Origin of the sequence: Pontibacillus chungwhensis, from assembly GCF_030166655.1 — a bacterium.
In the GTDB taxonomy this organism is placed as follows: domain Bacteria; phylum Bacillota; class Bacilli; order Bacillales; family BH030062; genus Pontibacillus.
This window is the reverse complement of the sequence record NZ_CP126446.1, coordinates 4,108,091-4,123,978: the sequence shown is the minus strand read 5'-3', so window position 1 is coordinate 4,123,978 and position 15,888 is coordinate 4,108,091. Positions and strand designations below refer to the sequence as shown.

Annotated in this window: 12 protein-coding genes and 3 tRNA genes; all 15 read left to right on the top strand. The window is 39.9% G+C overall.

The genetic code is table 11. From position 1 onward, the window contains the following. The first annotated feature begins 140 nt into the window (after window positions 1-140). Complete coding sequence (locus QNI29_RS20785) at window positions 141-1,073, top strand: YybS family protein (RefSeq protein WP_231419431.1); 933 nt, start codon at window positions 141-143, stop codon at window positions 1,071-1,073. A 31-nt stretch (window positions 1,074-1,104) separates the two neighbouring features. Further along, complete coding sequence (locus QNI29_RS20780; protein WP_231419432.1) at window positions 1,105-3,078, top strand: DHH family phosphoesterase; 1,974 nt, start codon at window positions 1,105-1,107, stop codon at window positions 3,076-3,078. After that, on the top strand, window positions 3,075-3,521 hold the full coding sequence (gene rplI / locus QNI29_RS20775; RefSeq protein WP_231419433.1) for a 50S ribosomal protein L9: 447 nt from the start codon (window positions 3,075-3,077) through the stop codon (window positions 3,519-3,521). The genes QNI29_RS20780 and rplI overlap by 4 nt, the downstream gene beginning before the upstream one ends. Before the next feature lie 37 nt (window positions 3,522-3,558). Beyond that, window positions 3,559-4,920: a replicative DNA helicase gene (dnaB, locus tag QNI29_RS20770; protein ID WP_231419434.1), complete on the top strand. Its 1,362-nt coding sequence runs from the start codon at window positions 3,559-3,561 to the stop codon at window positions 4,918-4,920. Window positions 4,921-5,178: 258 nt separating this feature from the next. After that, on the top strand, window positions 5,179-6,468 hold the full coding sequence (locus QNI29_RS20765; protein ID WP_231419435.1) for an adenylosuccinate synthase: 1,290 nt from the start codon (window positions 5,179-5,181) through the stop codon (window positions 6,466-6,468). Between the two features lie 300 nt (window positions 6,469-6,768). Further along, window positions 6,769-6,840 (top strand) — tRNA-Glu (locus QNI29_RS20760). A gap of 49 nt (window positions 6,841-6,889) precedes the next feature. After that, a tRNA-Asp gene (locus QNI29_RS20755) sits at window positions 6,890-6,966 on the top strand. A gap of 30 nt (window positions 6,967-6,996) precedes the next feature. Beyond that, a tRNA-Phe gene (locus QNI29_RS20750) sits at window positions 6,997-7,069 on the top strand. 344 nt (window positions 7,070-7,413) lie between these two features. Continuing rightward, window positions 7,414-8,883: a peptidoglycan DD-metalloendopeptidase family protein gene (locus tag QNI29_RS20745; RefSeq protein ID WP_231419436.1), complete on the top strand. Its 1,470-nt coding sequence runs from the start codon at window positions 7,414-7,416 to the stop codon at window positions 8,881-8,883. 141 nt (window positions 8,884-9,024) lie between these two features. Beyond that, on the top strand, window positions 9,025-9,729 hold the full coding sequence (gene yycF, locus QNI29_RS20740; RefSeq protein WP_231419437.1) for a response regulator YycF: 705 nt from the start codon (window positions 9,025-9,027) through the stop codon (window positions 9,727-9,729). 7 nt (window positions 9,730-9,736) lie between these two features. Further along, entirely contained in the window at window positions 9,737-11,593 is a 1,857-nt protein-coding gene (gene walK / locus QNI29_RS20735) for a cell wall metabolism sensor histidine kinase WalK (protein ID WP_231419438.1), read from the top strand. Continuing rightward, on the top strand, window positions 11,593-12,894 hold the full coding sequence (locus tag QNI29_RS20730; RefSeq protein ID WP_231419439.1) for a YycH family regulatory protein: 1,302 nt from the start codon (window positions 11,593-11,595) through the stop codon (window positions 12,892-12,894). Before walK ends, QNI29_RS20730 begins: the two co-directional genes overlap by 1 nt. Further along, window positions 12,894-13,766 (top strand): two-component system regulatory protein YycI, encoded by an 873-nt coding sequence (locus QNI29_RS20725; RefSeq protein ID WP_231419440.1) that lies wholly within the window; start codon window positions 12,894-12,896, stop codon window positions 13,764-13,766. Before QNI29_RS20730 ends, QNI29_RS20725 begins: the two co-directional genes overlap by 1 nt. Beyond that, window positions 13,763-14,566, top strand: a complete 804-nt coding sequence (locus tag QNI29_RS20720; protein WP_231419441.1) for an MBL fold metallo-hydrolase — start codon at window positions 13,763-13,765, stop codon at window positions 14,564-14,566. Before QNI29_RS20725 ends, QNI29_RS20720 begins: the two co-directional genes overlap by 4 nt. A 63-nt stretch (window positions 14,567-14,629) precedes the next feature. Then, window positions 14,630-15,850, top strand: a complete 1,221-nt coding sequence (locus QNI29_RS20715; protein WP_231419442.1) for a S1C family serine protease — start codon at window positions 14,630-14,632, stop codon at window positions 15,848-15,850. The last annotated feature ends 38 nt before the right edge of the window (window positions 15,851-15,888 follow it).

The window sequence follows — 15,888 nt, the reverse complement described above, 5'->3', positions numbered from 1 at the left end:
TCTCTGGTAAAGCATTGTAAAGTTAATCTTAAAGGAATATAGAGTACATAGAGCAATTAGTGACTCGAATAATGAACATAGAATTGATTTATGTTAATCTAACTTTATTCAGTAGATGGATTAGAGGAGAGTAAACGAAAATGAAATCTTCGAGTATGTTACGACAGAGTTTGTTGTATGGTGGGGTTTATATCATACTTATACTGCTTACCATTGTCATCCCTGTTTTATCTATATTTTCAATGGTAGTGTTGGCTCTGCCCTTTTTCTTATTTGCTGCTAAAAATGGGTGGAAGCAATCTCTGTTATTTCTAGTTATATTGTCGATTGTATCGATGCTCATATTAGGTACCGTAGCGATCCCAGCTACTTTCTCTGTCGGAATTGGAGGAGTTTTCTTGGGGGCTGCACTATATAACAAAAAAACACCTTATGAAGCATGGGCGCAAGGGACTGTAGGCTACTTAATTGGTATTGTGAGCTTTTACTTAAGTATGATCGTTCTCTTTCAACTAAATTTAGTTGAAGCCTTTCAGGATATGATTGATGAAGCCTTTCAATCTACAGAAAGTATGGTTTCGGATTTAGGGGTTTCTGAAGAGCAACTAACGATTGTTCAGGCTCAATTTGAAAATCTTCCGGCTATGTTACCAAGCATCATGGCCATCTCAGCTATAGTATGCTCATTTATCACGCTATGGGTCGGATTTAGGGTCAGGAATAAGATTGAAAAGGAAACATTGAAATTCCCTCCTGTCCACCAGTTTTCTTTCCCAAAATCGGTTTTGTGGTATTACTTTATAGCGGTTGTGTTTACTTGGATTTTCCAAAGTCCTGATGAGTATATGGGTGTTGTTGCACAAAATATGTATACCCTTACCGGATTCTTTATGATCCTGCAAGGTTTGTCCTACTTATTTGCTCTCACTCATTATAAGAAACGATCAAAGGCTCTCCCTATCACAGCGGTTATATTAACGTTACTTTTCCCGTACCTATTGGTGTTTCCGGTTCGGATTTTAGGTATAATTGATTTAGGTTTCTCGTTACGAGAACGTTTAGGAAAGCAGTGAAGATCGACTTTATATTTAGGAGATGACGGTCATGCCGAATTTCTTTAAAAAACCAAGGTTGAGTAGTCATTTATGGGTAATTTACACATTATCCATTCTTCTATTAGCGCTGATCTTTTATTATGAGTGGAAGCTCGGTTTAGTTATGACCGCTCTGCTAATCGCTTCTATATACTACAGTGTTCGAACAGAGCAGTTTCTGATTAATGAAACAGAAGAGTATATCTCGACTCTCTCCTATCGAGTGAAGAAAGTAGGAGAAGAAGCTTTGATGGAAATGCCGATAGGAATTCTCCTATTCAGTGAAGATTACAAAATCGAATGGGCCAATCCTTATATGAATCATTTCTTTCCCCAAGAAACGCTTGTGGGAGAGCCTCTTAGCCAGATTTCCGATACACTTGTAGCAGCGATTAAAGAAGGAAAAGATGATGTTTGGATTTCAATGGATGATTATGAATTGCAAACGGTTGTAAAAAAGGATGAACGATTGTTATACCTGTTTGACCGAACTCAACAAACATTAGTTCAAAATTTATATCAAAATGACCGGACTGTTCTCGCGATCATCTTTCTCGATAACTATGAGGAAATCACTCAAGCGATGGATGATACGGCTAAAAGTCATATTAACTCACAAGTTACATCGATCCTTAACCAATGGTCCCAGGAAAACGGAGTCTACTTAAAGCGCTCTTCACAGGATAAGTTTTTCGCCGTTATGAATCATCGGATTTTAAAGAATTTAGAGCGAACTAAATTCGATATTCTGGATGATGTACGTGAGTTAATTACCGATAAAAATGTACCTCTTACGCTCAGTTTTGGTGTAGGGGTAGGGGAGGCATCTCTCCCTGATTTAGGAGAATTAGCTCAATCCAGCTTAGACCTTGCCCTCGGCAGGGGAGGAGATCAAGTAGCCATTAAGGATGAAAACGGAAAGGTACGTTTCTATGGTGGCAAAACCAATCCGATGGAGAAGCGTACTCGAGTTCGTGCACGTGTAATATCTCACGCCTTAAAAGGACTTGTTCAAGAGGCTGATAAAGTTATTGTAATGGGGCACAAAAACCCTGATATGGACTCGATCGGGGCTTGTATTGGCATTTTAAAAATGGCTCAAGCCAATGATAAAGACGGATTTATAGTGTATGATCCAGATGAAGCCAATACGGGTGTTCAACGCTTGTTTGATGAGATTCAACAGAATGAGCAACTCTGGTCCCGTTTTATTGACCCTGAAGAGGCCCATGAAGTTGTAACGAAGAAGACGCTTATTGTAGTCGTCGATACTCATAAGCCTTCCCTCGTCATTGAGGAAAAGCTATTAAACAAGACAGAACATGTTGTTGTCATTGATCACCATAGAAGAGCAGAAGAGTTTATTCAGGACCCTACATTGGTTTATATGGAACCATATGCCTCTTCTACTGCAGAGCTTGTTACAGAAATGTTAGAATACCAACCGAAGAAGTTAAAACTCAATATGCTTGAGTCAACAGCTCTTCTTGCCGGTATTATTGTAGATACAAAAAGTTTTACATTGCGTACCGGATCGCGTACATTTGATGCGGCGAGTTATCTTCGCTCTAAGGGTGCTGATACTGTCCTTGTTCAAAAGTTCATGAAAGAGGACCTGGACGTTTATGTAAGGCGAAGCAAGCTGATTGAGAGTGCAAAAATCTTTCGGGACGGAGTGGCAATCTCTAAAGCAGATGAAGGTGAAACATACGGCCCTGTAATTATTGCTCAAGCTGCTGACACATTGCTGACCATGAGCGGCGTTGTCGCTTCTTTCGTGATATCAGAACGTTCTGATGGGCGGATTGGAATCAGTGCTCGATCTTTAGGTGATGTAAACGTTCAGATCATAATGGAAAGAATGAACGGCGGTGGCCATTTAACCAATGCCGCGACACAGCTTGACGATACAACAATTGAACAAGCTGAGGAGCAATTAAAAGAAATAATAGATGAGTACTTTGAAGGAGGTAATGAATCATGAAGGTTATTTTTACACAGGATGTAAAAGGTAAAGGGAAAAAAGGTGAAATTAAAAATGTTTCAGAAGGTTACGCTCGTAACTACCTTTTAAAAAATAATTTAGCCGTAGAAGCGACCAAAGGAAACATGAAAGCTCAGGAAGCGATTGATAACAAGAAGGAAAAAGAAGCTCAAGAAGAGTTAGAAGAAGCGAAGCGTTTAAAAGAAACGCTTGAAAATCTTACAGTTGAGCTACAGGCTAAGTCAGGTGACAAGGGAAGCTTATTTGGTTCCATTACGAATAAACAAATTGCCGAAGAATTGAAGAAATCTCATAACATCAAAATTGATAAGCGTAAAATAGAGATGGATTCACCAATTCGTTCTCTTGGATATACAAATGTACCTGTTAAACTTCACCACGAGGTAACAGCTACGATTAAAGTTCATGTTTCAGAGAAATAATTAATCCATCCTCTTAATTGAAAAGGGGGAAGATGAATTGAGCGAGTTTTTTAATGACCGAACACCGCCCCATAATATAGAGGCCGAGCAGGCGGTGCTCGGCGCTATTTTTTTGGAACCGCAATCGATTGCTACAGCTACGGAATTACTTCAACCGGAGGACTTTTACCGGGCTAGTCACCAGCGTATTTACGAAGCCATGTCTCATCTGTCTGAGAAGGGAGAACCGATTGATTTAGTAACGGTTACGACTTCTCTGTCTAACAACAAAACACTCGATGAAATCGGTGGCGTGTCGTACCTGAGTGATTTAGCCAATTCTGTTCCAACGGCAGCTAATATAGAGTATTATGCTCGCATTGTTGAAGAAAAAGCGATTTTGCGTCGCCTTATTAAAACGGCTACCACTATCGTAACGAATGGGTATTCTGAAGAGGAAAATATTGAAGGCATTCTTAATGATGCAGAAAAATCAATATTAGAAGTCGCTCAGCAGAAAGACTCTGGTAAATTTAAAAATATCAAAGATGTACTAATTGATGTTTATGACAACATTGAGCAGCTTCACAATACATCTGCAGAAGTTACAGGTTTACCTACAGGATTCCGAGACCTTGATGGAATGACAGCAGGGTTTCAACGAAATGACCTCATTATCATTGCGGCCCGCCCATCTGTAGGGAAAACAGCCTTTGCTTTAAATATTGCACAGAACGTTGCCGCCCACACAGATGAGAATGTAGCGATATTCTCCCTTGAGATGGGAGCAGACCAACTGGTTATGCGTATGCTCTGTGCAGAAGGAAACATTGATGCAACCAGACTTAGAACCGGTAAACTCGAAACGGAGGACTGGGGTAAACTAACGATGGCTATGGGAAGCTTGTCGAATGCAGGGATATTCATTGATGATACTCCTGGTATACGAGTGAATGAAATTCGCTCAAAATGCCGACGACTAGCCCAAGAACATGGCCTGGGTATGATCTTGATTGACTATCTTCAGCTCATTCAGGGAAGCGGGAATTCGAAAGAAAACCGCCAACAAGAGGTATCTGAAATTTCACGTGCTTTAAAAGGGTTAGCCCGTGAACTCAATGTTCCTCTAATAGCACTATCTCAGCTATCGCGTGGGGTAGAAGGACGACAGGATAAGCGCCCGATGATGTCGGATATTCGTGAATCCGGAAGTATCGAGCAGGATGCCGATATCGTTGGTTTCCTCTACCGTGATGATTACTATGATCAAGAGTCTGAAAAAGAGAATATAATTGAAATCATACTAGCTAAACAGCGTAACGGACCTGTTGGAACCGTAGAGCTTATGTTTGTGAAGGAGTATAACAAGTTCGTCGACTTAGAACATCGTTATGACGAGAGTGATATTCCTCCCGCCTAAAGAGGGTTTCCCATATTTGATTGGGAATCCCTCTTTTTTATGTCATTTCGAGGATTCAATGATCATGATCTCAAAACCCTGAACAATATATATTCAGCCACGTTAACTCCATTCTCGAGCGAAAAGACTCGATTTTACGAACGTATAGTTAATTAGTTTATAAAATGTTCGTGTTTTAAATTGACTTTTGCTGGAGAAGCTGATAAGCTACTCATGTTGTCAATTTTACGGAAATGAAATTCGGCGGAGGTGCCATATATGTCTTCAGTAGTAGTTGTTGGAACACAGTGGGGAGATGAGGGGAAAGGTAAAATTACCGACTTCTTGTCTGAACAAGCGAACGTTGTCGCGCGTTATCAGGGCGGTGACAATGCAGGTCACACTATTCAATTTGAAGGTGAAACCTACAAGCTTCACTTAATTCCATCAGGTATTTTTTATAATGATAAAGAATGTGTATTAGGAAATGGCATGGTTGTTAACCCTAAAGCGTTAGTGAAAGAACTAGCTTATTTACATGAACGTAACGTATCAACTAGTAACCTACGTATTAGCAATCGCGCTCATGTCATTCTTCCTTACCATATTAAATTAGATGCTCTTCAGGAAGAGAGCAAGGGAGATCAAAAGATCGGAACAACGAATAAAGGAATCGGCCCTGCTTATATGGATAAAGCAGGACGTATGGGAATTCGTATTGCCGATTTACTGGATCCTGACGCTTTTCGCGAAAAACTTACTCAAAACTTGAAAGAAAAGAATAAATTCTTCGAAAAAGTGTATGAATCAGATCCGATGACAGTTGAAGAGATCTTTGATGAGTACTATGAGTATGGTCAACAAATTGCTCAGTACGTTTGCGATACATCAAAACTCTTAAACGATGCTATTGATGCAGATGAGCCTGTTTTATTTGAAGGGGCACAAGGTGTCATGCTTGACGTCGACCAAGGTACGTATCCGTTTGTGACGTCTTCTAATCCAACAGCAGGTGGGGTAGCTATCGGTTCAGGGATTGGACCTAATAAGATTGATCATGTGGTAGGGGTTTCTAAAGCGTACACCTCTCGAGTAGGAGATGGCCCGTTCCCTACTGAATTACACGATGAAATAGGAAATCGCATTCGTGAAGTGGGTCGTGAGTATGGAACAACCACAGGCCGCCCTCGCCGCGTTGGTTGGTTTGACAGTGTTGTTGTTAGTCACGCAAGACGTGTGAGCGGCATTACGGCTTTATCGCTTAATTCAATTGATGTGCTGACAGGTATTGATACACTCAAAATCTGTGTAGCTTATCAGTATAGAGGCGAGCGTCTAGAGGAATACCCAGCAAATTTAAATATCTTAGCGGAATGTGAGCCTGTTTACGAGGAAATGCCAGGTTGGACAGAAGATATTACAAGCGTAAAGAATTTTGAAGATCTTCCAGCTAACGCTCAGCATTATGTAAACCGCATCACAGAGCTCACAGGAATCTCTCTGGCTGTTTTCTCTGTCGGACCAGACAGAACCCAGACGAATATCTTGAAGAACGTCTACGAGTCTTAAAAAGCCTTATAAAGATATATAAACCACCCGGGAGCACGAACAATCTTCTGGGTGGTTTATTGTATGTAACCTCCGCTTTATAAATGTTTATTAGAAACATTGCATTACCGATTAGTTTAGTGGAAAAGAATTTCTTCACTCACGTAGTGCAACAAGCTGTTCTATCATAATTTCAGATTTGTCCCGATTGTATTTTTAGATAAAATCTATTTTTTTAATAAAAACTATTGCCAAATAAGAGATATACTGCTATTATTAATATCGCTGTCAGTTAGACAGATCGTCTCGACATTCTATATTGGCCCGTTGGTCAAGCGGTTAAGACACCGCCCTTTCACGGCGGTAACACGGGTTCGAGTCCCGTACGGGTCATAGCCTGATAGAGGGGTCCGATCGATTCAGATTCCTCTATACTTTGTAAGGTCCGGTAGTTCAGTTGGTTAGAATGCCTGCCTGTCACGCAGGAGGTCGCGGGTTCGAGTCCCGTCCGGACCGCCACTATATCTTCAAATACAGAATGTGATTTATGGCTCGGTAGCTCAGTCGGTAGAGCAACGGACTGAAAATCCGTGTGTCGGCGGTTCGATTCCGTCCCGAGCCACTCTTCAAACAGGACTCTCATAAGAGGGCCCTGTTTTTTATTTCTTTTCTAATGGGACTTTTGGCATGTGAAAGAACTGTATCATATGTAATGGTTTCGAAATATTTCCGCCATATACTGTAATGTTTTAGTTCCATAAAAGAAGAAAATTACACTATTATAAAAAAAAGAAACTAATACCTTCGGATTAATTTGGCAGCTATAATACAAGTTTATTACATCGTTCTACATCCTATTTATCTGGGAGTAGATAATATGATAGATTAATAGAGTGCTAAAGTAAGTAGTAAAAATGTCCGTATATAGATTTATAGATAAAGCAAAACTTGTAGGGGGAAAATGTTGTGTGGACGAAAAAAGCAAAACGCCCTCTCAACAAAAATGCTGATTACCAAAAGCCTAGAAAAAATTCTTTATGGAAAAAGATTGCGTTAACGACTTGTTTAGGTGTGGGAATTACGTTTGGCTCTGTTTATGCTGATAACATCGAGAGTCAGATTCCAACTGTGTATCACGTTTATGTTGATGGCGAGCACTTAGGGATTGTAGACAACAAAGAAGTAGTTAAGAATTATGTCGATGAAAGAATCGATCAAGCTGAACAAAAGCATAAAGACCTTCCTTTAACGGTGGGTGAAGAGGTTACATATGTACCTGAGAAAATGTTCCGACCAACGTTTAATAATCAACAACTTGTTCAATCATTAAAAGATGAGCTAACGGTAAAAGTTGATGGTACAAAAGTTAAAGTTGATGGAAAACTTGTAGGTTATATGGCTTCAAAAGAGCAAGCGGATGAAGCACTGAATAAGATCAAAACTCAATATGTCACGCCTGAAGATTTAAAAGCTTTTGAAGGTATGACACAAGAACAAAAAGATGCGCCGGTAAAAGTAGGTGACTCTACTATAGTAGACGTATCTCTATCAGAAAAAGTTTCACTATCTGATGAAAAAGTGGCTCCTAAGGATATATTAACGGTAAGTGACATGGTTAAACTTCTAAAAAAAGGTGTTTTAACGGATCAGCTCCATACGGTTAAAGAAGGTGAAGTATTAGGAGAAATTGCCGGTCAATATAACCTGGACTCTGAAAAGATTAAAGAACTTAATCCTGAGTTGAAAGAGGATGACCTTCTTCACATTGGGCAGGAGTTAAATGTTACCGATTATGAGGCATACCTCGATGTCTTCGTTACTGAAAAGAAACGAGAGAAAAAGACTCTTAAATATGAAGTTGAAGTACGCGAGTCAGATGACCTTTATAAAGGTGAACAAAAAGTTAAACAAGAAGGCCAAGATGGCTCTAAAGATATCGAGTACGAAATTAAAACAAAGAATGGCAAGGTCACTAGCGAAAAGGTAATCGATGAAGAAACAACAAAGGAACCTGTTAAAAAAGTTGTGGTCAAAGGAACAAAAGTTATCCCTTCAAGAGGAACGGGTAACTTCAGTTGGCCTGCAGTCGGTGGCGTGATTACTAGTAAGCAAGGCATGAGATGGGGCGCTTATCACAAAGGGATTGATATCGCTGGAGTGAGCAATCGCACGATCAGTGCTGCGGATAATGGTGTTGTAACTGAAGCTGGTCGCGATGGTGGATATGGGAATAAAGTCGTTATTGATCATAACAATGGCTATAAGACTACTTATGCCCACCTATCCTCTATTAAAGTTAGCGTTGGTCAAACCGTGAGAAGTGGTCAGGCAATTGGTATAATGGGTACCACTGGTGACTCTACGGGAGTTCACTTACATTTTGAAGTTCATAAAAATGGCAGCTTACAGAATCCTCTGAACTACGTAAGTCGATAAGAAAAAATCCTGCATCCTTGGTGTTGCAGGATTTTTTTGCGTATGGGGCATTGTAATCCTATTGAAAAAGACATTTAATGAAAAATACGTTAGAATTAAATATTAAAGAACTACACGACCTGATAGAAAGAAGGGGTATAGATGAATTTTAAAGTGTTAGTTGTAGATGATGAAAAACCAATTGCAGATATACTAAAATTCAACTTAGAAAAAGAAGGATACAACGTGGTTTGTGCTTATGATGGGGATGAAGCCATCGATCTTGCACTTCAAGAGGACCCTGATATTATTCTCCTTGATATTATGCTGCCAGGTAAAGACGGTATGGAAGTTTGTCGAGAAATTCGTAAAACAAAAAACATGCCGATTCTAATGCTAACAGCCAAAGATTCGGAGATCGATAAGGTTCTTGGTCTGGAGCTCGGAGCAGATGACTACGTAACCAAACCGTTCAGCAATCGTGAAGTGATTGCTAGGGTAAAGGCAAACTTACGACGTCATCAGCAAGAGCCTGAGGAAAGCGGAAGGGCAAACAATGATATTCAAATCGGGAAACTGGTTATTCACCCTGATGCCTACACAGTTACAAGAGACGGTGAACAGATTGAACTGACTCATCGTGAATTTGAATTGCTTCACTACCTGGCAAAGAATATTGGTCAGGTTATGACGCGTGAGCATCTTCTTGAAACGGTCTGGGGATATGATTATTATGGCGACGTGCGTACAGTGGACGTAACTGTCAGACGATTACGTGAGAAAATCGAAGAGAACCCAAGCACACCTATGTGGATCGTTACCCGTCGTGGAGTGGGGTATTATTTGAGAAACCCTGAACAGGAGTAGCTTAATTATGAAAAAGGTGGGGTTTTTTCAATCCATACGCTTGAAGTTTATTATCATTATTACACTCCTGCTTTTGTTCCCGATTCAAGTCATCGGAGCTTACTTTTCTCAGCAACTTGAAGAGAAATTGAAGCAGAACTTTGAAGAATCTATAACGAATAATGTCGATATATTGAATATTCAGTTGGAAGATGCATTCTCAAAAGAACGAAAAGAAGAGGCCCCCTCCCTTGAAGAAGATGTTCAGGACATCCTTCAGGGGTTTGATGCTGAGAATATATCAGAACTATTAGTTGTAAACAATAAAAGCCGTGTGATTGCAGCTACGGAAGATTCTGATAAGAGTAAAGTAGGAAAGAGGCTTCCACTAACTGAAATACAACGGACACTGATGCTTGGGACGGTAGACGCAGATACGAAGGTGAACCAAAAAGGTGAACGGGTTTTAGTTCGAACCTTTCCAATTTACCAAGAAAAAGAAAAGGATAATCAAAACGGAGACCAGAAAGTCGTTGTAGGTGCGATCTATCTCAAAGCTTCTATTGAAAAGGTCTATGGGCAGCTCCAAGACATTAACCGCATTTTTGCAAACGGAACTTTCCTTGGCGTATCCATTTCTGTGCTATTAGGTATTGTTATTGCAAGAACCATTACAAAGCCGATTACTGAAATGAGGAAACATGCAAAAATCATGGGTGCCGGAGACTTCTCTCAGAAAGTCAATGTCTATGGACAAGATGAGATTGGACAGCTGGCTGTTTCGTTTAATGAACTGAACGATAAACTGAAAATCTCCCAGGCAACAACGGAAGGGGAGAGGCGAAAACTAAGCTCAGTTCTTTCCAATATGACAGAAGGCGTTATCGCTACCGACCATACTGGGGCTATCATTCTCATGAATGAACCTGCATCGAGACTTCTCGGCCAAGAAATTGAAGATGTACAAGGCCAGCCTTTATTGAATGTGTTAAATATTCATAAGCGCCTTAATAGTATTACAGATCTAAAAGATCAGGAATCCATTATTATTGATTTTAGTGAAGATGAACAACAGCTTTTACTTAAGGCAAGCTTTACGGCCGTTCAATACGAAATGGAACAAATGAATGGGTATATCACCGTCTTAAGTGATGTAACAGAACAGGAAAAAATTGAACGAGAACGAAGAGAATTCGTTGCAAATGTCTCACACGAACTTCGTACACCTCTTACAACCATGAAGAGCTATTTAGAAACTCTAACAGAAGGTGCGTGGGAAGATAAAGAAATTGCCCCGCGCTTTTTAGACGTGACTCAAAACGAAACAGAACGTATGATTCGTCTTGTTAATGATCTATTACAGCTCTCTAAAATGGACAATAAAGATTATAAAATGCACAAAGAGAAAGTTAATTTTATTGGGTTTTTCCAAACGGTTGTAGAACGCTTTGAAATTAATCAAGATGATCATATTAATTTTGAGCGGCAATTACCGGATAAAGAAGTTCAAGTATGGATCGATAAGGATAAAATGACCCAAGTATTGGATAACATCATTTCAAATGCCATTAAGTATTCTCCAGAAGGAGGAACGATCGGCTTTCAATTAGAGATCAATGAACATCAACAGAAATTAGAAGTATCGATCTCTGATGAAGGAGTTGGGATTCCTAAAGAGAAATTGGAAAAGGTGTTTGAACGATTTTACCGAGTTGATAAAGCCCGTGCCAGGAACCTCGGAGGTACAGGTTTAGGTTTGGCTATTTCCAGGGAAATGATCGATGCTCACGGGGGCGAGATTTGGGCTGATAGTAAAGAAGGGAAGGGGACAAAGGTTACCTTTACCCTGCCGTTATTGAAACAATATGAGGGGGATGAAGAGTAATGTGGGAGTACTTAAAGTCAATTATATTAGGGCTCCTCGTAACCATTAGTCTATTGGTTACGTTTGCCCTTTGGACCTATCAACCTGAATACGATGACATTAATAATGGAAGCCCTATTTTAGAGGCGGAGACGAAGTTGAATAACGGTGTACAGCAAAGCGTATCGGATATTATTAAGCCAGAATTGTTATTGTTTCATCAGGATGAAAGACATTTTTCATTAAAGAGTTGGAATGAAACAAAAAATTTATATGAAAAAATAGTCAAGTGGCCATTAACGGATATCAATTTGGTCTCTAAGGATGTGATTGAGACCGAATCATCTATTGAAATTGTTTACCCTGCTGGAATTCCACTTAGCACATTAGCTAGTACCTTTACGATCGGTGGTGAAGCAGAGAAAGATGTCAAAGAAATGAATATGAATATTGATCAAATCTTTATTTCTTTCACACAGAATCAATCTAAGTATTATGATGTTTACTTTGTTTCACGGCAAAGTGGTACAGCTTATAGTGCTGTTATTCGTAATTTTGATGTATCGAATGCTGTCGAGAAGTATTTAACAGGTTCGAATAGTGAAATGGAATATTTCAGCGTGGACAACTATTTCGGAAATCCGGTCTATTTGCCTGAATCCCAAGTTACGTTACCTGTTCTTCCATTTCAAGCTCAAAAGTTAAATGTGGAAACGATGAAAAATGTTTTGTTTAATAATCCAAAACTCGTCAAACGGAATTCAACGTACGGGGAAACATTTTACAATATAGACAACCGGTTAATGAAAGTTAGTGAAAATGAGAGACATATGAGATTTGAGCAATTTCAAACCGATGAAACCAACGAACTGTCTCGGCAACAATTAATTAAGCAAAGTTTGAATGATATAAACGACCACAACGGTTGGACAGCCAACTCCTCCTATCATTTATTCGATATTCGAGATAATGTTATTGATTACCGAATTTTCCAGGATGGATATCCTGTTTTAGATGGGGGAAAAGAGCTAAGTTTAAAGATTACCCAAACATGGCGAAACCAGGACCTTGTTGAGTATGAAAGACCTCTTATCCAGCTTAGGTATCCCATCCTAAATCCGAATCAACATGACGATATTTTATCGGGGAGAGAGATTTTACCTTATATTGAGGATCAGTCATTTGAAGATATTAAGATTGGGTACAGAGTGGAAATAAAAGGTCAACAAGAGCTCGTCATTTTATTAGAGCCGGCATGGTTTATAAAATATGTAGGACAGGACGATTGGGAAGAGCTTGTGGATGAAGGGAGCACAGAATAATGCAATGGGGACAGATTAAAACGCTATTTATTCTATGCTTCTTAATATTAGATGTCTTCTTGGTCTTTCAATTTATGAATAAGACAGAGCAGGCTCAACTTGGACTTCTAACGGATACAAGTTTAGAGGAACAGTTAAAGACAGAGGATATCCAACTGAACAATGTACCTAAAGAAGCGCCAAAGAAATCTTATATTTCTGCTAAACGATATGCCTTTAAAGAAGAAGACAAAGAGGAATTAGAAGAAAACGAAAACCAAAAACCTGAGATTTATGGGGAAGATAACAATATATTGATATCTGTTTTTGAGGAGCCAGTTGCCGTTGATCTAGAAAGCAGTGATGAGACAATCGAGGGTACCATTAACAATAAGATCTTATTTGGAGATGAGTATCAGTTCTGGGATTACAATGAGAAATACAATGTCCTGATTTTCTTTCAACGCTTCAAGGAAGATCCCATTTATTACAATGAATCGGGCATTGTAATGGCTCAATTGAACGAAGAAAAGGATGGCATTACAGCTTTCGTCCAAACCCATCTAGATGATTTGAAGAGTACAGAGGAGAAGATAGACCTCGTTAAACCAATCCAAGCCATCGGTAATTTATTCGATAAAAATAAATTATACAGTGGAGATGTGGTGTCAAAGTTTGACGTTGGCTATTACACCTTAGTTCCGCTTGAGAACGGAGACCGGGTTTTCTCTCCTACTTGGAATATTAAAGTGAATGAGGATCAAAACTTTATTATCAGTGGCCTCGAAGGTCAGTATATTTCAACGGACGAAGATGAATTTGTAAATGAAACAATGTCTAGCATAAGTAAGCAAATCGATTTGGAACAATCAATTTGGGGTGGAGGATCATGAGTATGCACTTTAGCGTACTGGCATCCGGAAGTACCGGCAATGCCTTTTATATCGGTACTGAACAACAGAAGTTACTTGTAGATGCCGGGTTAAGCGGGAAACAATTAGAGCGTGTCATGTCTCAAGTAGACGTAGATCCGCATGATTTAAATGGCATCCTTGTAACTCACGAGCATAGCGATCACATTAAAGGTTTAGGCATACTCGCGAGACGGTATAATTTACCGATCTATGCGAATGAGAAAACGTGGAAAGCAATGGAAGGTCAGATTGGGAAGATCACAACAGATCAGAAGTTTGAGTTCTCTATGGAAACTGTGAAAGCTTTTGGCGACCTTGAAGTTGAATCATTCGGAGTTTCTCATGATGCGGCAGAGCCAATGTTTTATGTGTTTCACCATAATGGCAAGAAAGTAGCTTTAGTGACGGACACGGGATATGTATCTGAGCGAATCAAGAAGACCGTTGAAGACGCTGATGCTTATATATTTGAATCCAATCATGACGTGGAGATGCTCCGAATGGGAAGGTATCCATGGAATGTTAAACGACGTATATTAGGTGACAAGGGGCACGTTTCTAATGAGGATAGTGCACTGGCATTAACAGATATTATTGGCAATTCAACAAAGCGTATTTATTTAGCCCATTTAAGTCAAGATAATAACATGAAAGATCTAGCGCGTATGTCCGTAGGGAATATGTTAAAAGAACGTGGTATTCCTTTAGGGAATGCGATTGACTTATTTGATACCGACCCGAATCATGCTACACCCATCTATACGCTGAATGACGTTTAGAAAAAGTATGGGGAGGTAACGGGGAACTAGTATAGATCTAGTTCAGAAAGGATTGAAGGCTAAATGGGCTACTATGATGATCAAACCCCTTCAGGCAATCAACACAAGCGTCCTGGCTGGATTATGCCGACGGTTGTAGGTATTATCCTTGGTGCTGTGTTAATCATGTTAGCGTTACCCGCTCTTATTCAATCGAATCTCTTGCCATATGATTTATCCTCACAAGAGAATAAACAAGTGCAAGCAGATGAAGGAGAAAGTAATAATACGACAACAGAAAATGTGAACTTGGATGTTACTACTCAAGTTACAGAGGTAGTAAGTGATGTGCAAGAGGCCGTTGTAGGCGTTGTGAAGATTCGCGAATCCTCAGGTTTATTCCAAGAGCAACCATCTGGTGGCGAGGCAGGCACAGGTTCTGGTGTTATTTATAAAAAAGAAAACGGCAAAGCCTATATCGTAACCAATAACCATGTGGTTCAAGGTGCTGACCGAGTGGAAGTTTCTTTAATTGACGGAACCCGCATTGAAGCGGAGTTAGTTGGAGCTGATCCATATACAGATTTAGCTGTTCTGACCGTCGAAGATTCAAAAGTGGATAAGGTGATTGAGATTGGCGACTCGTCCCATGTAAAAGTGGGGGAACCAGCGATAGCTATTGGTAGCCCACTAGGGTTGATGTTCTCTGGATCTGTTACGAAAGGGATTATTAGCGGAAAGCAAAGGGCGATCCCTCAAGATTTCAATGGAGATGGACGAATGGATTGGCAGGCAGAAGTGATGCAAACGGATGCTGCAATTAATCCAGGGAATAGCGGCGGTGCCCTTATTAATATAAAAGGCCAGCTTATAGGAATCAACTCCATGAAAATTGCTAAATCAGCAGTAGAAGGAATCGGGTTTGCTATCCCTATTAATAATGCTGTTCCGATTATGGAAGACATAGAAGAAGATGGAGAAGTTACTCGACCATTTATGGGAATCGGAGCGGTTTCTTTATCTGAAGTCCCTCGTTCTCAACAAAGGGAAATCTTAGGTTTACCTAAAGAGGTTGATGGTGGTGTTGTGGTTGATAATGTACAAACCGCTTCTCCAGCTGACCAAGCAGGACTTCAGCAATATGATGTCATTACCCAATTAGACGGTAAAGACATTCAAAGCATCGTTGATTTACGTAAACATTTGTATAAGGATAAAAACGTTGGTGACAAAATGTCGGTTACATTCTTCCGTAATGGACAGCAGCAAGAAGTTACAATGACGTTGTCCAATCAAAGTTATTAAGAGAACAAGAAGCGGGGGCTGATGTCCCTGCTTTTCCT